Below are 17,877 nucleotides of genomic sequence, written 5' to 3' on the forward strand. Positions count from 1 at the left end.
TTCACTACGCTGCACGAAACCGTCTCGTCCCGACCGGGTAGAGACACCGAACGAAGTGTCCGGAAACCCCGGGGCGGTTCACTGCCACACCGAGCCACCCCGGCCACCGCCTACCAGGCCCGCCCCAAGGCCACCCCCGGCGCCGACCGGACCGGCGAGACCCACTACCGCGTGCTGCACGACGTCGTCGACAGCAACGGCAAGCTCACCCTGCGCCTCAACGGCCGGCTGCACCACATCGGCATCGGCTGGGCCCACCGCCGAACCCGCGTCATCAAGCTCGTCGACGACCTCCACATCCGCATCATCGACGCCGCCACCGGAGAACTCCTCCGCGAACTCACCATCGACCCCACCCGCGACTACCAACCCACCGGCCGAACCCCAGGACCAAACCCCAGAAACAGAAAACCCGGACCCAACTAGGGTCCGGGTAGTCCGGGATCTCTTGAGAGATCACATTGGTGGAGCTGAGGGGATTCGAACCCCTGACCTTCTCGACGAGTAGCGTCCGAATTCCGGGTTCGGATCCTCTCGCGAAAACTCCACTGAATAGCCGCCGGTTGGCGTCAGACCCCAGAAACTATGCGGGTTTCCGCGTTCGATGGTACGCACCATCTTGGTCGCAGGTCGAGAGTCCTCGCACGGCCTCGACGGCCCTGAAGTGCCGAGTTTGTGCCGACACGATCGACGCGCCGATGAGAGCGTCTGGCCAGAGCCTGAGCGACACCATCACCCAATCAACGCGCAGGCCAGAATGGGGGGCGTGCCACCCTGCGCTAGTCGTCACACCGGCTTCCTCGTTACGGAGACGCACCACCAGAGCGCGGCGCTTGATCTGCTCCAGCCGGCAGTCTTGGTCCGGTCTCCGTTCGCTGCCGACGCGGCGAACCTCATCGACGTCTACCGGCCCCAGAACCCGACCGTCGCCTTCAGCGCGCGTGACCTTCGTTCGCCGGGCATCGCAGATGCGGTTCAAGCCGCCACCCATGGCGGTTTCGGGTGCGTCGTCCGCTCGCCAGGCGGACGCGTGGTGGCCTACGACAGTGGCGCGGTCGTGATCGATCACATCATGAGTCTGCCGCTTCGCGGCAGCGGCCCAGCAGGGGTCTTCGCCGAGAACGCGCATCACCACCTGGCGGTACTGCGCTCACTCTGCAAGGCAGACCTTCGGGTCGGTGAGGTGGAGGACGAGTACTGTCCCGGCGAGTTCAGCATCAACGTGGGCGGCACGGCGAAGGTCGTGGGGTCGGCCCAACGCGTGACCAGTCGGGCCGCCCTCTTCAGCACCGTCGTACAGGTAGAGATGACCGACCGGGTCAGGGACGTGCTGATCGCGGTATCAGCCGCGCTCGGCTATCCGCTGCGCGCGTCCTCGATCGCCGGGCTCGCCGAGGTCGAACCAGGGCTTGGCGTCGCGGTGGTCGCGGATGCACTCCGCACGGACTATCGAATCCGCCTGAGCCTGAGAGACACGCAGTTGCCAGAGACCCTCGCGGCTCACTTGCGCGGTGCGGGCAGCGCGAAGCAAGGTGAGCTCTTCCATGTCGACGACTGGGCCCGCGCCCACCCATGGCCTCCAGTGAGCCACGCCGTCGGGACCGGCATGGACGTCTAGAGACAGTGACGTTGCCCTCGTTACAGCGATCGCCGGTACTCGTCGGCTGCTCGCAGCAGCGCCGGAACACCGGCGTCGAGCGACGGTCCGAACGTTGTGTCGCCGGGACGTTCCGCGTTGAGCCAACGAGCGTAGATCGCCTCGCAGAAAATGGCAGCCTTCCACAACGCCAGCGTCTGATACCAGGCAAGGCCGGACAGGTCGAGCTCGCTTTGCTCCGCGTAGACGCCGACGAGCTCTTCGCTGCTCAGGAAGCCAGGCTGCGCGGTCACGGTCGTCAGGTGGAGTGGCGTAAGGATGCTTTCAGCGTCGGCATAGGTGGCCGTGAGGTACCCGAGATCTGCTAGCGGGTCGCCCAGGGTGGCGAGCTCCCAATCGAGGACCGCAAGCACACCAACCGGACTGCTTCGCCTGAACATGACGTTCCCCATGCGGTAGTCGCCGTGGACGACCGACGATGTCTGACTGGTCGGCCGGTGGTCGTCGAGCCAGGAGGCGATCGTCTCGACCTGGGTCAGATCTCGAGTGGCGACCTGCTCCCAGATCTGGCGGAAGCGGCGGACCTGACGTTCCAGGTATCCAGCCGGCCGGCCGATGCCTGCGATGGGCCCGGCCTCGACGTCGACCGCGTGCAGACGTGCCAGCGTCTTGACTAGTTCTCGACTCGCCGCGGCCCTACTTGGCGGTTCGCTCATCGCGACCGGAATCCGGTCTGTGACGACCTCACCGTCCAGCCAGTTCATGAGGTAGAACGGAACGCCGAGAACCGAGGAGTCGTCGCAGACGGCGAGTACTTCGGGAACCGCGACTCCCTCGGCCCGCAGCAGCTGCTGGATGGCGGCCTCTCGCACCATGTCGTGCGCGGATGGCGGGTGCGGAGGGCGTGGGCCTCGCCGCAGGACGACGTCACGGCCGCCTCGCCGCAGACGGTAGGTGAGGTTCGACTGCCCGTCGCCTACGCGCTGCCAGGCGATCGGGCCCGCGCCGATCCCCTGCTCGTCGAGGAACGCCTCGAGCCGGTCGAGTACCAAGAGTGGTGCGAGCGCGGGTTTTGCATCGCTAGCCTCGGGTGCCTCCAGGGACTTGACCACCTCTAGACCGTCCGCGACGGTCTGCATCAGCTGGCCACCGTCTCGGGCCGGATGACGGCCTCATCGAGTCGAGTCTCACCGGTCGCGACTGCCTTGGCGCGCGCGGCGCTGGCACGACGGGAGATCGCCCACTTGTGGGTCTCGTTCGAGCCGTCATAGATCCGGAACGGTCGCACCTCGTTGAGGAACTGCGCGAGGGGCAGGCCATCGGAGACGCCGTCGCCCCCGCAGATCTGGATGGCCCGGTCAACAACGCGGTAGATGGCCTCGGAGCAGTGCACCTTGGCTACCGACGACAGAGCCGAGCCCGCCTTGGGGTCGGTCTCCAGCAGGCGAGCGGTCTTCGCGATGATCGCGTCGGAGGTCTCGATGTCGATGACCGACTCCGCGATGAGGTTCTGCGCGAGCCCGAGATCCTTGAGGTGGTGGCCGAAGATCTCCCGCACCTCCGCTCGGTCGAGCGCGATGTCCAGAGCGCGCCGCGCGAGACCGAGCCAGCGCATGCAGTGCGTGAGCCGCGCAGGACCGAGCCGCACCTGGGCATAGCGGAAGCCTCGACCGGCTTCACCCAGCACGGCATCATCGGGCACCTCGACGTGCTCGAAGTACAGGTGGGGATGACCGCCGTCGATGGAACGGTCGATGGTGTGGATGGGCTCACCGATGCGCACGCCGTTGGTGTCCATCGGCACGAGGAACATGGTGGCGCCTCCGGGAGCGCCATCCTGGGCGTCGGAACACGCCATCACGATGCAGAAGTCGGCGCCGATGGCGCCGCTGATGAAGCGTTTGTGGCCCTCGAGCACCCAGCCGTTCGGTCCGCGGGTCGCGACCGTCCGCAGGGCCTCGGGATCCGAGCCCGCTCCGGGGTGGGGCTCGGTCATGCCGAAGCATGAGCGGACGTCACCAGCGACAAGGGGTGCGAGATAGCGCCCCTTCTGAGCCGACGTGGCGATCATGTTGAGCAGGTGCATGTTGCCCTCGTCGGGGGCCATGCAGTTCAGCACGCTGGGCCCGATCGGCGAGTAGCCCGCTTCCTGGAACACCGGCGACCACCACTGAATCTCAAGGCCCTGACCGCCGAACTCGCGAGGGGCATGGGGCGCGAACACGCCCGCGTTCTTCGCGGCCGCCTGGAGCTCGGCGCGGAGCGTGGAGTCGAGGCGTTCGCCAGGTGCCGGCTCCTGGGGCAGCACGATGTCGCGAATGAAGCCGCGGGTACGCAGTCGGAGCTCGTCGACGTGGGCGGGCCACGCGTGTTCAGGCACAGGGCGTCCTTTCGCAGATGGGTCAGAGTCAGGAGAGCTCGGCCGCGACTCGCAGGCCGGACCGGGTCGCGCCCTCCAGGCCACCGGGTCCCACGCGGTCATCAGTGTGCTCGCCGGCAAAGAAGACCTTCTCCCCCAGCGGCCGCTGCACTTCAGGCAGGACACGAGTGCGCTGGTCCCCGAGCGGGGCGCGGACGACCACGCGACTGAGCGGGTCTCGGGTCCAAGAGTGGGCGAGCTGCCCGACGCGGGTGAGCGAGGTCCCGGCCAAGCGGTCGACCGACCGGTCGAAGGCCGCGAACACCTGCTCGTCGACGACGTCGGGCTCGGCGTCCCCGCCGAGGAGGGACGAGACGCAGGCCGCGTCTCCGTCTTGGTGGATGGACTGTTCCACCATCCAGGGCGGGATCGCGTCGGTGAAGCACCCTGGGCCGACGGCCTTCGTCACGAGGTCGCGTTCCGCGTACTGCACGATGACCTTGGTCGCCGTGCCGTAGGTGAGCTCAGTGAGGGCGCTGACCTTCTCGGCCGGCAACGTCGGCCAGAAACCGATGCTGGTCGTGAGTGGGCCCGGCACCGCAACGACGACCCTGTCCGCAGCGAGCGTGTCAGTGTCGGTCTCGACACGGACCCCCGGTCCGGACCAGTCGATGACGCGCACGAACTGTCCGAGCCGCACGTCCAAGCCCTCGGCCAGGCGCTTGGCGAGCAGGTCGTTGCCCCCGACGATTCGGTACGAATCCGAGCCGTGGTCGTCGAGCTGTCGTGCGAACTCGGCGGCGTCGGCGTCCCGCAGAGACGTGACGGGCGTGTACTGCGTATAGGAAGTGAGGAAGGCCCGGACCATCTGCGGAGCGGCGATGCGGTTCGTCCAGGCCTCGAGGTTCTCGAAGGGCGCGGGCGGGGTCTGCACGTAGGCGTTCTTGAGCCAGCCGGTAAGCGCCCGGCGCTCATCGTCGCTCAGCACGCGGTTGTCGAAGAGCATCGGGGGTGCGGATGGGTCGAAGTACCCGCAAGCGACCGCGTCCAGCTCGAGCTTCCTGGTGAGGGCCATGACGTTCTCGTGCCCCGCGTACATCGTCTCTGCGCCGAGCTCGCCGAACTGCCCCGCAGCCAACTCACCGTGCACGCTCCAGAGCCTGCCCCCAACACGGGACCGCGCCTCGAGGACGGTGACCTCATCGCCCGCGACCGCGCGTTGGCTTGCCGCCACGAGCCCGGAGAGCCCCGCTCCCACCACCACGACCTTCATGCGCCCTCCTTGTCTGCATGCACTACTGCATACAGTGGCACATGCACTACACTCGTGTCACCTGATGGGTCATCATTTGAGCCATCCCATGGCTGGAAAGGCTCCCGCGCTAGATGACTGACACCGCGCTCTCCCTCACCGAGGAAGCCCACCGCCGCATCCGGTCCGACATCATCGAAGGCCGCATCCGCCCCAACATGCACCTGGTCGCCTCCGACCTCGCCAACCAACTGGAGATCTCCCGAACCCCGGTCCGGGAGGCCCTTCAGCTACTGGCAAGCGAGGGACTGGTCGTCGGCACGCGCCGAGGATTCGTCGTACGCGAGCACTCTGTCGATGAGATCCGACACATCTACGAAGTGCGGGCGGCGTTGGAAGAGATGGCCGCTCGATTGGCAGCTGCGCGCGCCAGCAACGAGGACATCGCTGCGCTCGAGCGGCTTGGAGCGCATACCCGCGCAACGGCCGACGGGGCAAGGAACGTCATCGTCGATCTCAACGACGCCTTCCACGAGGCGATCATGGTCGCAGCGGGGAACCCACGACTGCAGAACATCAACCAGCGCAACTCCGAGCACTTCTTCAACTACAAGATCGCCAAGCTGTACAGCCACGAGGAGGCGGCTGCGGCCATCGCCGGCCACGCGAAGATGCTCAAGGCCATCAAGAAGCGCGACGGCGACGCCGCCGCGACGGCTGCACGTGAGCACGTGCTCGACGCGCTCGAGGTCACACTCCTCAAGCTGCGATGAGACACGACCCGCGGAGGCATCACGTTGAACGCGGCGCGCCGGGTGAGGCCCGGGGAGCCTCCCTCTTCGACCTGACGGACGTCGTTGCCGTCGTGACCGGGTCAAGCCGGGGAATCGGACTGGCTGTCGCGAGGGCCTTGCTCGGGCAAGGGGCATGCGTCGTCATCAACGGGTACGACGAGGCCGAGACGGCCGAGGCGATCGAGACGCTCAGGAGCCCGCTCGGCGGTGATGACGAAAGCGCGTCACGCGTAGCCGGCCTGCACGGTGACGTGTCGGACCCGCTGGTCGCAGAGGCACTGGTGGACCGGGCCATCGCAGCGTTCGGACGGGTCGACCACCTGGTCTGCAACGCCGGCATCGACATCATCAAGCCCGCCATCGACTACACCCCCGACGAGTGGGATCGGGTTCTTGCGGTCAACGCGCGCGGCGCCTTCCTCCCCGCGCAGGCATTGGCACGCCACTGGATCGCCAACGCCCAGCGCGGCTCGATCACGATGACGTCCTCGATTGCCGGGAGGGCGGGCATCCCCATGCTCGCACCGTAGGCGGCCAGCAAGGGCGGCGTGAATCAGCTCGCCCGAACCCTCGCCGTCGAATGGGCTCCGTACGACATCCGCGTCAACGCGGTAGCACCTGGCTACGTCGCCAACATCATGGCCGACGTGACGGCGCACGACGATGCGACGTCGGAAGAGCGGATCACCGCACGAACGCCCCTAGGCAGACGCGCAACCGTCGACGAGGTTGCCGCGCCGTATGCCTTCCTCGCCACCTCCGCCGCGAGCTACGTCACCGGTGAACGCGGTCGTGACGCTCCCAGCCCCTCCCGGGCAGAAACAGGCCGGGGCTAGTCGTGCGACTCTGCGTACACCAGCTCGGCCCAGCCAACTCGTCCTCAGCTAATTAGTCTCAGCGGCCCCGAGAATGCGCCGGCAGTCTGCGCACGCCGCACTTCCAGCGTCGTTGAAGTTGAGGGTCCAGAAGAAGCGCCAGGTCTCGGCATGAATGCCGCACGCGGTCCTCGGCGAGGCCACCTGCCGTGCGTGCCAGGTTCGCCACGGCAGTCGCGGACTGGCGGCGCCGGGAACGACCGGCGCCAGATGGCGAGTGCTGACCAAGAACTTCGGCCACGAGTGTCGGTTCTCCCTGGTCAGCCGAACGTCGGCGACTGTGTCCGTCGATGTGTTCGTCTTGGCCACAGCGTTCCTCCTGAGCTGAGGTTCGTGCCTGGTTTGGGCAGTAGGGAGGTCCTGGTCAGACAGGCACGGTCTTTGCGGCACGAAGCCATTCGCGGTCCTCGGCTGGCACACGCCGCGGATCGAACGTGCTCGGGTTGAGGACCGGGTCCAGGACTCGTTGCATCAGATTTGCTGTCATCTCCGCGACCGCAGGACCTTGCATGGTGCCGTGGCCATCGAACCCGGTCATCGTCCACAGGCCAGGTTCGACCTCGCCCGCGAACGGGTGCCCGTCACCGCCGGTGGCGTCCGCGGAAGCGGTGACCGTGCCGCGGATTCCGACTTCAGTGAGTATGGGAGCGCGGGTCTCGGCCAGTTCAGCGAATCCGACCAGCATCTCGTCGGGTCCCTGAGCGAAGGCCGACTCGAGGATGGTGACCATCGCACCGTCCTGCTCTCGTTCGACGCAGAACCCGGTATCGAGGTCGAGCATCAAGGGCAGCGGCTGGCCTTGCAGAACCGGTGTGGTGAAGCCGTAGTGGATCGGCATGGGGGAGATGGGGACCTCCAGCCCGAAGGGCCGCAGGAGCGCCGGGGAGCCGAGTCCAGCAGTCACCACCACCCGTTGAGCGGTGAATGCGCCGTCGGATGTCTCGACCACCCAGGGCCTGCCAGGTCGGATCTGTCCGACACGGCAGTGCTCGAGGTAGCGAACTCCAGCGCGCCGGGCCGCGGAGGCCATGACGTACACGCCGTCGGTTGGGTTGATGCGACCGTCTTCCGGAGTCCAGGCTGCCGCGAGGATCCCCTCCGTGCGCAGCCAGGGTAGGAGTTCGGAGATGTCGGGCGGCTCCAGCATCTCGACGTTCGGGGCGCCCGCTGATACCTGGACGCGTGCCGCATCTTCCAGCTTGCGCACGGTCTCGGGACTCCCGGTGAAGAGCAGATACCCGTCGTCCCGATAGTCGAAGGGTGTCTCGAAGCGGTCGGCAAAGTTCTGCCAGAACGTGCGGCCCCGGACGGCAAGCTCGACCTGCGCCGCCGTGGAGAACTGCTGCCTGACGCCGCCAAGGGATCCGGCGGTGCAGCCACTACCGAGGGTGTGAGCGTCCAGGACGAGCATGTCGCGCGCCCCGTGTTGGGCAAGGAAGTAGGACAGAGCGACTCCGGCGATGCCCCCGCCGATGATGATCGTTTCCACGGGGCGAACGGTCACGTCGCCCTCCTCGGAGTCGCCGTCTGCGGGCCGTCTTGTAGGTCGAGTTCGTCCGTCGCGCACCTCGCAACGGGTGCCTTACCGATGACGAGGGTCGACTGGGCTGCCGACATCTGCGTGCCGGCGGCTACGCCGCGCCGAGGTAGAGGCGTCCGATGGAAGGGTCGGCCAGGATCTCGGCGGCGGGCCCGTGCATCGCTAGCTCGCCGGCGACCAGCACCACGCCGTAGTCAGAGATCTCCAGGGACTGAACGGCGTTCTGCTCGACCAGGAAGACCGTGACGCCGTGAACGTCTCGGGTTGCGCGGACAGCGTCGAACATTGAGTCCATCATCGCTGGCGAGAGTCCCGCCGACGGCTCGTCGAGTAGCAAGGTGGTGGGGCTCGTCATCAGCGCTCGCGCCAGCGCGAGCAGCTGCCGTTGTCCGCCCGAGAGCGACTCGGCTCGGACGCGTCGCTTGGCGGCGAGGTCCGGGTAGGTGTCGAGCAGTTCAGCGATGCGGTCGCGCCGCTTGCGACGGTGCAAGCGTGCACCTCCGACCTCGAGGTTTTCGAGGATCGTCAAGGGACCGAAGACGTTGGCGACCTGAGGGACGAAGGCGACCTTGTGCTCGATGATGCGCCGGTGGGTAGAGGACCCGGTGACCTCGGTGCCGTCGACGACGATGGACCCCGAGGTGTACTGCGTCTGTCCGACGACCGACCGCAGCAGCGTGCTCTTGCCGGACCCGTTGGGGCCGATCACGGTGGCGATGGCCTTGGTTGGTACGTGAACGTCGATGTTGCTGACCACTGGCACGTCCTTGACGTAGCCGGCGGTCACGCCGCGCAGTTCGATGCTCATGTCAATCCTTCCGCTGGAGGCCGGATGCGACGGCCTTGCTGCCGCTTCGGCCGAGGTAGGCCTCGAGAACTTCGGGGTGGTCGGAGAGCTCGGAAGGTGCGCAGCAGGTGATCATCTGGCCACGGTCCAAGACGTAGACCCGGTCGCAGGTGTCGGTGATGAAGCGCATGTCGTGCTCGACAGTGAGCAGCGTGACCCCTTCCGTCTGCAGCTTGCGGAGGTGGTCGGCGAGCTCGAGCCGAAGACTCGGGTTCACCCCGGCGGTCGGCTCGTCGAGCATCAGGATCTTGGGGTCGCCCATGAGCGCCATGCCGAGCGAGAGCAACTTCTGTTGGCCCCCGGAGAGCTTCCCGCCGGGATGACTGGCGAGCTTGTCGAGCTTGATGCGTTCCAGGATTGACCAGGCCTTCTCCGTGGCGTCCGCCTCTTCGTCCCGAATGCGTTTGCGGTTGAGAAGGGCCCAGCGGATCGTCTCGCCCCGGGGCAGCCGGCCGCCGGTCAGCATCAGATCCATCACGCTCATCCGGGTCGGCAGATTCGCGTGCTGGAAGGTGCGGACCAGCCCGAGCTGCGCGATGTCCCACGGCTCCTTGCCGGTGACGTCCTTGTCGAGGAGAGCCACGGTGCCAGCGTCCGGGCGGTCGAAGCCTGAGATGACATTCAGCAGCGTGCTCTTGCCCGAACCGTTCGGGCCGACGAGGCCGATCGACTCGCCACGCTGGACTTCGATGCTGGCGCCGTCGAGAGCAGCGACGCCTGCGAAGTGCTTCTTGATTCCGTCAACGACGAGCATCAGCTGCCCTCACCTTCTCGGGGACAAGGCCTTCGGTGCGCAGGAGGAGGAAGCCGAGCAGGATCACGCCGATCGTGAGGATGCGGACGCCGGCCGCCTCGTCGGGCGACATGGTGATCAGGTCGGGGAGGAATCGGGTCCCGTCGTAGAGAACGGTGATGAGCACGGCACCGACGACCGCGCCGGTGGTGTTCCCCAGGCCGCCGACCACAATCATGGTGAACACGATGAAGGTGGCGAAGGGCAGCAGCTGGGACGGGCCGATGAACGAGATGTACATGGCATAGAACCCACCGGCGACCGAAGCCATCACGGCTGAGAGGGCCATCACGCGGACCTTTGCGCTGACGACGTTGTGGCGCAGGCTCGCCGCCAGGTCGGGGTTCTCGCGGATCAGGACGAGGATGCGGCCGTACTGGCTGTTGCGGACCCATCGGGCGACGAGGTAGGCGATGGCGAGAAGCACCATGACCGTGACGAAGGTTGCGGCGTCTCGGTTGGTTCCTCGTAGACCGGTCCAGAGCCCGACGACGGCGCTGAGGCCTTGGGCGCCGCCGGTGAATCCTTGTTGATTGAGTGCGAAGAGTCGGACCAGTTCGGCCAGTGCGAGTGTGGCGATGGCCCAGTAGTCGCTCGCGAGGGTACGGCCCAGGCGGCCGACCAGTGCGCCTGCACTGCCGGCCACGGCCGCGCCAACGAGGAATCCGATCGGCCAAGGAACCCCGTGGCTGTCGAGGATCGCGACGCTGTAGGCGCCGATGCCGACGAAGGCGACCTGGCCGAAGTTCAAGAGACCGGTGACGCCGACTTGAAGGTTCAAGCTGAGGGCGTTGATCGCGTAGACAGCCGCGAGGATGCCGACGCCGAGGAGATAATCAACCACGGCGGACCGTCCTTCCCATCAGGCCCTGGGGCCGAAGTGCGAGCATGGCGACGAGCAGGACGAACCCCACTGCGGGGCGGTAGCTGACCTCGAGGTGATAGGTGCCGCCGAAGATCACGCCCCAGTCGATCTGGAGCGCTAGGGACTCTGCGAACGCGAGGGTGTACGCGGCGATGATGGCGCCGGCCACCGAGCCGAGACCGCCGACGATGGCGGCCGCGAACACCGGCAGCAGCAGGTTGAACCCGAGTTCGATGCCCACCGACGAGTTCAGCGCCAGCAGGATGCCCGCGGCGGCGGCCAGGCCGGTCGAGAGCATCCAGACAGCGTCGACGACTCGCTTCCGGTTCAGGCCGGACACGTCTGCGAGCTCGGGGTTCGCCGCGACCGCCCGGACCGCGCGCCCCAGGGAGGTGAACCGCAGTAGCGCGACGAGTGCCGCGAGCAGGATCACCGAGATGACCACCAAGCGGATCTGGCTGGGCGTCACGTACACGCCGAAGTACTCCGTACCGCGCTCGAGCGGCGTCGGCAGCTGGCGTGGCCTGGACCCGAAGGTCAGCTGCAGCATGGCCTTGATGACGATCGCGAGTGCCAGCGAACCGATGAGTGCGATCATCGGCCCGGACTCGAGGAGTCTGCGGAACAGCAGCCGGTAGAGGACCACCGAGATGGTCGCCACGATGGCGACCCCGAGGACGGAGCTGAGCAGCAGGCCCAGCCCCGTCCCGGTGAGGACTACGACGGCGTACGCGCCGAGGGTGGCGAACTCGACGTGTGCCACATTGGCGAATCGCAGGGTTCCTTGGACCATGGTCAGCCCGACCGCGAGCAGCGCGATGATGCTTCCTCGCACCGCGGTGTCTAGTAGGACGTCAGCCATCGTTGTTGCTCCTCAACTCGTAGGAGTGGGTCGAGTCCGCCTTACTCGGGGACGATCTCGCCGTGCTTGACCTCGGCAACTACGTAGGGCTGCTCCGAGCGCTGCCCGTCGGCGTCGAAGACGATCGGTCCGGTGACGCCGTCGTAGGTCTTGGAGATCTTGGTCAGGGCTTCGGCGATCGCCTCGGGCTCGGCCGCGCCGGCCTCGTCGATGGCGGCAGCCAGCATCATCACGGCGTCGTAGGTGTAGCCGTTGAAGGAGGAGATGAAGTTCTCGCCGTAGGTCTCCTCGTAGTAGTCGGCGTAGGCCTGACCGTCGCGGGAGATCGAGTTGACGTCCATGCCGATGCGTCCTTCGACGGACTGCGGGTCGGCGTCCGGAACGTCCTGAGACATGTAGATGTCGAAGACCGGCTTGTCGGTCATGCCGAGCTCGTAGATCTCCTTGTTGATCGTCGTGCCGTCCTTGCCGTAGGTGGTGACCACGTACGCGTCGGGGTCGGAGTCCTGTAGACGCCCGAGCTCCTCGCGGTAGTCGGCCGCTCCCTCGGTGTAGAGCCCCGTGGTGGTGACCTCGCCGCCGAGCTCCTCGAACGACTGGGAGACCGAGTCGACGATGCCGGTGCCGTAGGCGTTGTTCGGGGCGAGGATGGCGATCGACTTGTAGCCCTTGTCGTTCAGCGCATCGGCCGTGAAGGCGCCGGCCACGTCGTCCAGGCCGATGGTGGAGAACTGCAGGGAGCCGGTGTCGCGGACGTCGATGGAGGAGCTGCCCGGGTTGAGGCCGACGATGCCGGCGCCCTGCAGGTACTGCTCCATCGGGATGGTGTTCCCGGAGGAGTACTCGCCGATGATGGCCGGCACGTTCGCGACGCCGGTGAGCTTCTTGGCGGCCTGGATCGCAGCGTCGGCGGTGCCCTGGGAGTCCTCGGTCTTCACGACGAGCTTCTTGCCAAGGACACCGTCGCCCTCGTTGATCTTGGCGACCGCGAGGTCGATGCCGCGCTGCTGGTCCTTGCCGATGGTGGCGTTGGTCCCGGTGAGGGGCAGGACGGCGCCGATGGTGATCTCGCCGTTGAGGCTGCTGTTGGCCTCGGGCAGGTCGGCAGCCTTGGTGCTGGCCTCGCTGTCGTCGGACCCGCAGGCCGACAGGGAGAGTGCGAGCGCGAGCGGGAGAGCGAGACCCCAGGCTCGGGCCTTGTTGAGGCGACGGTGCATCTGTTTTCTCCTTGATCGGAATGCAATGGCTGCATTCGGTTTCTCCCGAGCCGTTTTCGGGGGCTCGACTCCCGATTTGGTTTCCGAGTTCTGGTTACGGACTGTCGCCGTTGACGGCGAAGCCGCCGTCAACGGCGAGTACCTGTCCCGTGATGTAGGAGGCCGCGTCTGAGGCCAGGAAGCTGACGACTGACGCGATCTCGCCGGTGGTGGCGAGACGACCCATGGGGATGCGCCCGAGCAGCCCGTCTTCGTCCAGGGTTCCGGAGTCGATGCCCGACTGGACCATCTCCGTGAGCGTCCAGCCCGGCGCGACGGTGTTGACTCGGATTCCGCGCTTGGCCCACTCGAGGGCGAGGGTCCGGGTGAGCCCGGAGAGCCCTGCCTTCGCAGTTGTGTAGGAAGCGCGTCCCGAGATGCCGACCATGGCGGCGATCGAGCCGACGTTGACGATGGCGCCCCCGCCCTTGTCGAGCATGTCCCGGGCCGCGGCCCGTGAGCACCAGAAGACGCCGTTGAGGTCGGTGTCGATGACCTGTCGCCACTGCTGGTCGGTGTAGTCCTCGGCGTTCGCGCGAATGATGACTCCTGCGCAGTTGACGAGAAGCTCGACGGTGCCGACGTTCGCGCCAACGTCGGCGAACGCTGCTTCTACGGAGTCGACATCTGCGACGTCCATCTGGCGGGCGTGTGCGGCGAACCCCTTGTCGGTCAACTCGGCCACCCCGGCTTCGAGGGCCGCGACGTCACGTCCGGTGATGACGACCTCGTACCCGTCTTGCGCCAGTTGCCTGCTGATGGCTCGGCCGATGCCCTTGGCGCCACCGGTGACCAGGGCGATGGCGGTCATCGGCCCTTCCTCCGTGTGCGGACCACGAACGGGTCGGGACTGAGCGCGGTCTTGCGGCCGGCGACGATGTCGGCCAGCAGCAGGCTGGAGCCGCAGGCCATGGTCCAGCCCATGTGACCGTGCCCGGTGTTGTAGTACAGGTTGCGGTGTCGAGGTCCGAGACCGACGACCGGAGGACCGTCGGGTGTCATGGGCCGCATGCAGGAACGGACCTGCGCTGCGTCCCAGTCGGCCGCACCGGGGAAGAGCTCCTTGACGGTCTTGAAGATGTTGTCGAAGTCGCTGGTGACGTAGCGGCGGTTGTAGCCGTCGAACTGGGCGGTGGACGACACGCGGAGGTTGTCACCCAGGCGGGACCAGGCGACGAGCGTCTTCTCGTCGACGCCGCCGATGGTCGGCGTGGCTGACTCGTCCTGAACCTTGGCCGTGATGGAGAAGCCCTTCGCAGGAAACACCGGGATGTTCTGGCCGATGGTGCGCGAGAGGATCGGGCTCTGGATGCCGGTTGCCAGGACGAACTGGTCTGCGGTGACGTCGCCGCGGTCGGTCACCAGTGTCGTGATTCGGTCGCCGTGCGCCTCGAAACGCTTCGCTGCTACTCCGAGCTCGAACTTGACGCCGTACTTGTCGCGGCAGACCCGGGCGAGCTCCTCGGTGAACATCTCCGAGTTGCCGCTGCCGTCGTTGACGCCGTGTATGGCGCCCCTGACCACCTCGGCGGTGTTCTTGAAGGCCGGATCGAGCGCGACGAGGTCCTCGGGGCTGAGCCTCTTGATGGGCTGACCGTGTTCGGCGAGCAGGCCCATCTTCTGCAGGCCGAGCTCGAGTTCCCGCTCGTCGCGGTATAGGTAGACGGCCCCCTTCTTGACCACGTCGTACTCCAGGGCCTCTTCATCGGCGAGGCGGTACATCTCGACCTGGCTGTACTGGGCCAGCTGCAGCTTGACCACGGTGTTGGTGCGGGCGCGCTTGGCGGTGCATTCGCGAAGGAACTGCATGCCCCACCACAGGAAGCGGGGGTCCAGGCTGAGCTTGACTCGGATGGCGGTGGCTTCGCCCATGAGGGACTTGACCAGCATCTTCGGCGCCTGGGGCGAGGCCCACGCGAATGAGTGGCTGGGGGCGATGAGGCCGGCGTTGCCGCCCGTGGCATCGGTCCCGAGTGCGTCGGCCTTCTCCACGACGGTGACGTCGTGACCGTCCTTGGCCAGGTAGTAGGCCGTGGTCACGCCGACCACGCCACCCCCGACGACGACTGTCTTCATGAGAGCGGTCCCTCGTGACTCAGGACGCGCGGCTGACCGCGATCGACTGGACCTCGACCACGAGGCCGTCGATGAGCAGGCCGGCCACGACGGTGGCGCGGGCGGGTCGGTGGTCTCCGAAGACCTCGATCCAGGCCTTGTTGAAACCGGGCAGGTGCTCGAGGTCGGGCACGAAGACGGTCGCGGTCACGATGTCGTCGAGGGTTCCCCCGACCTCGGCGAGGACCCGGGCGACCCTGTCAAGGGTGACCTTCGTCTGCTCGAAGGCGTCTCCCGGCGCGACGACGTTGTTCTCGTCGTCGAGAGCGACCTGACCGGCGACGAACACCAGACCGCCGGCCACGGTCGCCTGCGAGTACGGGAACAGGGAGGGGCCGAAGGTGCTGGGGTTGACGATCTGGATGTCGGACATGACTTCTCCTTGGTTGGGGTCAGGGACGTGCTCGGCGAGTTGTGCTCGTGGAGTTGTGCTCGTGGAGTCGCGCCGGGTGGCCGCGAGGCGGGTGCTCGCCGGGGGTGAGCCGGGGCGAGGCGCACGGCGCGGCTGCGGGCCGGCCCACGCGTCTAGGCGCGGCCCAAGTACGCGCGTGGGACGACCGCGCGGTGTACGTAGTCGATGAAGGAGGCCCAGTCGAAGACGGGGAGCCCGGTAGCTTCACGGATGGCGGCGGAATAGGCCGGCAGGTCCGAGCACTCGACGACGATGGCCCCCATGTCGGGTGATGCGGCCTGCAAATGGCGCGCACCTTCGACGACCTCGGCGGCGAACCGGGCCGGGTCCATGTGTCCGACCTCGTCGAGGATGACCTCGCGGAAGTGGTCGAAGTCCTCGAGGCCCTGCAAGACAATGCGGTCCAGGTCTGTGAACCCGACGTGAGCGAGAAGCTCGGGCGTTACTGCCTTGGAGTTGGCGGTGAGCACGCCGACGGTGCGGTTGGGCCCGACCATCTGCGTGGCGAGATTGACCTGGAGAAGGCTGGAGAGGAATACCGGGATGCTCACCGCGGCGGCGACGACCTCCTGGTAGACGGCCATGAAGCCGCAGTTCGACGTCAGCGCCTGGACGCCCTCGGCTTCGAGGGCCCTGGCGGCGGTGACGATGAGGTCGATGAACTTCTCTCCGTCGCCGCGGAGGATGTCGGCGCCGATGAGGCCCTGCACCTCGACGTACCGCATGGGGAAGTCGAAGGTCGAGGCGTGGTTGAGGTCGCCGGGGACGAACGGGATGTTCCACTGAGCGCAGAGCATTCCGATCGGGTAGCCACTGGCGACAGCGCCCGGGCGGGCGTGGACGATGGCCAGGCTGGTGTCGTTCATGCCGTCCCTCTGGTTGCGTGGCGGCGGGCCGCCGGGATGTGGATGGGTCGGCCGAGTCCGAGGAGGGCGGCTTCGTGGTGGACTTCACTCATCGTGGGGTGGGGGTGGATCGTCCCGGCGAGGTCCTCGAGGTGAGCTGCCATCTCGATGGCCAGAGCGGCTTCACCGATGAGTTCGCTGGCATGGGCGCCGACGATGGTGGCGCCAAGGACGATGCCGCTGTCGCTGTCGAAGACGTACTCGGCGAACCCCGCGCTCTCCCCCAGCGTGCGCGCCCGACCCGAGGCAGCGACGGGGAAGGTTGCGGTCTGCGGGCTGTGGCCGGCTGCCGCGGCCTGGGTGGCGGTCATGCCGGCCTGCCCGATCTCGGGGTCGGTGAACACCACGGCGGGGATGACCGCAGGCTCGAACCGTTCGGGGTGCCCGGAGAGCACCGCGGCGGCGACGTGACCCTCTGCGCTGGCCTTGTGGGCGAGCGCGGGGCCGGGCGTGATGTCCCCGATGGCCGCGACACGGGGGGTGACAAGGAGGTCGGGGCCGACCTCGAGGCGGCCGCCGGCACCGGGGGCGACGCCGAGCGCTTCGAGGCCGAGGTCGTCGGTGTTGGGGACGCGGCCGACCGCGACGACCACGAGGTCGACGGGTAGCTTGGCCGGTCCGTCGAGGCCGTCCAGGTGAAGGTTCGTGCCGTCGTCGCCGGTGACTCGCGCGTTGGTGAGTACCTCGACGCCGTGGCCCTTGAGGTGTTTGCCGAGGAGCGCACCGATCTCGGAGCTCATCGTCGGCAGGAGGGAGTCGAGGGCCTCCACGAGGGTCACCGAGGAGCCGAGCTTCGCCAGGGCGGTTCCGAGCTCGAGCCCGATGTAGCCGCCGCCGACCACTGCGACCGAAGGCGGCACCTCGTCCAGCTCGAGAACCTCGGTCGAGGACACGATGCGCGTGCCATCGAACGGGAGATCTCGCAGCTCCACGGGGCGCGAACCGGTGGCGATGATCGCCGACTTGAACTGTAGGTGTGTCGGCGGCTGATCGGGGTGGGTCACCAAAGCGCCCTGGTCGGGCCGGGTGAAGCGGAACCACCCGCGGCGAACCTCCACGCCAGCGCGCTTGAGGAGTCCGCGAACTCCGGCGTTCAAACCACCGACGACATCGCTCTTCCAACTTTGGAATCGGGCCAGGTCGACGGTCTCATCCGTCAAGGCGGGGGCACCGCGATCATGCCAGGCGGAGCTGGAGCGGACGTGAGAGGCGAGCTCGATGAGCGCCTTGGACGGGATGCATCCGACCCGGACGCAGACACCGCCGAGTCCGTCCTCACCGTCCGCGTCAACGAGCACGACCTTGCGTCCGTGCTGCGCGGCGGCCAGGGCGGCGACGTACCCACCAGGGCCTCCGCCGATGACCAGCAGGTCGACGCCTTCGGGCATCTCTCCGACAACCATGG

General features: G+C 67.2%; 15 protein-coding genes and 3 pseudogenes. 4 read left to right on the plus strand and 14 right to left on the minus strand.

Annotation, left to right across the window (positions count from 1 at the left end; all coding sequences use genetic code 11):
* Positions 1 to 426 (plus strand): annotated as a pseudogene (locus tag ACFQQI_RS08400) (hypothetical protein); the annotation flags it as partial.
* A 340-nt stretch (positions 427 to 766) separates the two neighbouring features.
* Positions 767 to 1,618, plus strand: a complete 852-nt coding sequence (locus ACFQQI_RS08405; protein WP_378560813.1) for a hypothetical protein — start codon at positions 767 to 769, stop codon at positions 1,616 to 1,618.
* Between the two features lie 20 nt (positions 1,619 to 1,638).
* On the opposite strand, the gene ACFQQI_RS08410 is transcribed toward ACFQQI_RS08405, so the two are convergent.
* From ACFQQI_RS08410 to ACFQQI_RS08420, 3 genes are read right to left on the minus strand one after another with little or no spacing between them, the layout of a single operon-like run.
* The gene (locus tag ACFQQI_RS08410) at positions 1,639 to 2,736 is read right to left on the minus strand and encodes a phosphotransferase family protein (protein ID WP_378560816.1); all 1,098 of its coding nucleotides are present in this window, start codon (positions 2,734 to 2,736) and stop codon (positions 1,639 to 1,641) included.
* Positions 2,736 to 3,977 (minus strand): acyl-CoA dehydrogenase family protein, encoded by a 1,242-nt coding sequence (locus ACFQQI_RS08415; RefSeq protein ID WP_378560819.1) that lies wholly within the window; start codon positions 3,975 to 3,977, stop codon positions 2,736 to 2,738. Before ACFQQI_RS08415 ends, ACFQQI_RS08410 begins: the two co-directional genes overlap by 1 nt.
* Positions 3,978 to 4,005: 28 nt before the next feature.
* Positions 4,006 to 5,229 (minus strand): flavin monoamine oxidase family protein, encoded by a 1,224-nt coding sequence (locus ACFQQI_RS08420; protein WP_378560822.1) that lies wholly within the window; start codon positions 5,227 to 5,229, stop codon positions 4,006 to 4,008.
* A 113-nt stretch (positions 5,230 to 5,342) separates the two neighbouring features.
* Here ACFQQI_RS08420 and ACFQQI_RS08425 point away from each other — a divergent pair, with 113 nt between their 5' ends.
* Together ACFQQI_RS08425 and ACFQQI_RS08430 are read left to right on the plus strand one after the other, a co-directional pair.
* Complete coding sequence (locus ACFQQI_RS08425; protein WP_378560825.1) at positions 5,343 to 5,981, plus strand: GntR family transcriptional regulator; 639 nt, start codon at positions 5,343 to 5,345, stop codon at positions 5,979 to 5,981.
* Positions 5,978 to 6,838, plus strand: a pseudogene (locus ACFQQI_RS08430) (SDR family NAD(P)-dependent oxidoreductase). Before ACFQQI_RS08425 ends, ACFQQI_RS08430 begins: the two are co-directional and overlap by 4 nt.
* Positions 6,839 to 7,241: 403 nt before the next feature.
* Here ACFQQI_RS08430 and ACFQQI_RS08435 read toward each other — a convergent pair.
* From ACFQQI_RS08435 to lpdA, 11 genes and pseudogenes are all read right to left on the minus strand, one after another.
* The gene (locus ACFQQI_RS08435) at positions 7,242 to 8,381 is read right to left on the minus strand and encodes an NAD(P)/FAD-dependent oxidoreductase (protein ID WP_378560828.1); all 1,140 of its coding nucleotides are present in this window, start codon (positions 8,379 to 8,381) and stop codon (positions 7,242 to 7,244) included.
* Between the two features lie 127 nt (positions 8,382 to 8,508).
* Entirely contained in the window at positions 8,509 to 9,225 is a 717-nt protein-coding gene (locus ACFQQI_RS08440) for an ABC transporter ATP-binding protein (protein WP_378560831.1), read from the minus strand.
* A gap of 1 nt (position 9,226) precedes the next feature.
* Positions 9,227 to 10,018: an ABC transporter ATP-binding protein gene (locus tag ACFQQI_RS08445; RefSeq protein WP_378560834.1), complete on the minus strand. Its 792-nt coding sequence runs from the start codon at positions 10,016 to 10,018 to the stop codon at positions 9,227 to 9,229.
* Entirely contained in the window at positions 10,005 to 10,901 is an 897-nt protein-coding gene (locus tag ACFQQI_RS08450) for a branched-chain amino acid ABC transporter permease (RefSeq protein ID WP_378560837.1), read from the minus strand. The genes ACFQQI_RS08445 and ACFQQI_RS08450 overlap by 14 nt, the downstream gene beginning before the upstream one ends.
* Entirely contained in the window at positions 10,894 to 11,784 is an 891-nt protein-coding gene (locus ACFQQI_RS08455; protein ID WP_378560840.1) for a branched-chain amino acid ABC transporter permease, read from the minus strand. The genes ACFQQI_RS08450 and ACFQQI_RS08455 overlap by 8 nt, the downstream gene beginning before the upstream one ends.
* A 41-nt stretch (positions 11,785 to 11,825) precedes the next feature.
* Positions 11,826 to 13,001 (minus strand): ABC transporter substrate-binding protein, encoded by a 1,176-nt coding sequence (locus ACFQQI_RS08460; RefSeq protein WP_378560843.1) that lies wholly within the window; start codon positions 12,999 to 13,001, stop codon positions 11,826 to 11,828.
* Between the two features lie 94 nt (positions 13,002 to 13,095).
* Positions 13,096 to 13,851 carry an SDR family NAD(P)-dependent oxidoreductase gene (locus ACFQQI_RS08465; protein ID WP_378560846.1) on the minus strand — a complete coding sequence of 252 codons (756 nt, stop codon included), beginning with the start codon at positions 13,849 to 13,851 and terminating at the stop codon, positions 13,096 to 13,098.
* A pseudogene (locus ACFQQI_RS08470) lies at positions 13,848 to 15,122 on the minus strand (FAD-dependent oxidoreductase); the annotation flags it as partial. The pseudogene ACFQQI_RS08470 and the gene ACFQQI_RS08465, both read right to left, overlap by 4 nt.
* Positions 15,123 to 15,135: 13 nt before the next feature.
* A complete protein-coding gene (locus tag ACFQQI_RS08475; protein ID WP_378560849.1) occupies positions 15,136 to 15,528 on the minus strand; it encodes a RidA family protein in 393 nt (130 codons plus the stop codon).
* Positions 15,529 to 15,680: 152 nt separating this feature from the next.
* Positions 15,681 to 16,433 (minus strand): hypothetical protein, encoded by a 753-nt coding sequence (locus ACFQQI_RS08480; protein ID WP_378560852.1) that lies wholly within the window; start codon positions 16,431 to 16,433, stop codon positions 15,681 to 15,683.
* Entirely contained in the window at positions 16,430 to 17,875 is a 1,446-nt protein-coding gene (lpdA, locus tag ACFQQI_RS08485; protein ID WP_378560855.1) for a dihydrolipoyl dehydrogenase, read from the minus strand. The genes ACFQQI_RS08480 and lpdA overlap by 4 nt, the downstream gene beginning before the upstream one ends.
* Positions 17,876 to 17,877: the final 2 nt, after the last annotated feature.

Source organism: Nocardioides sp. GCM10030259 (assembly GCF_042666375.1).
GTDB lineage: Bacteria > Actinomycetota > Actinomycetes > Propionibacteriales > Nocardioidaceae > Nocardioides.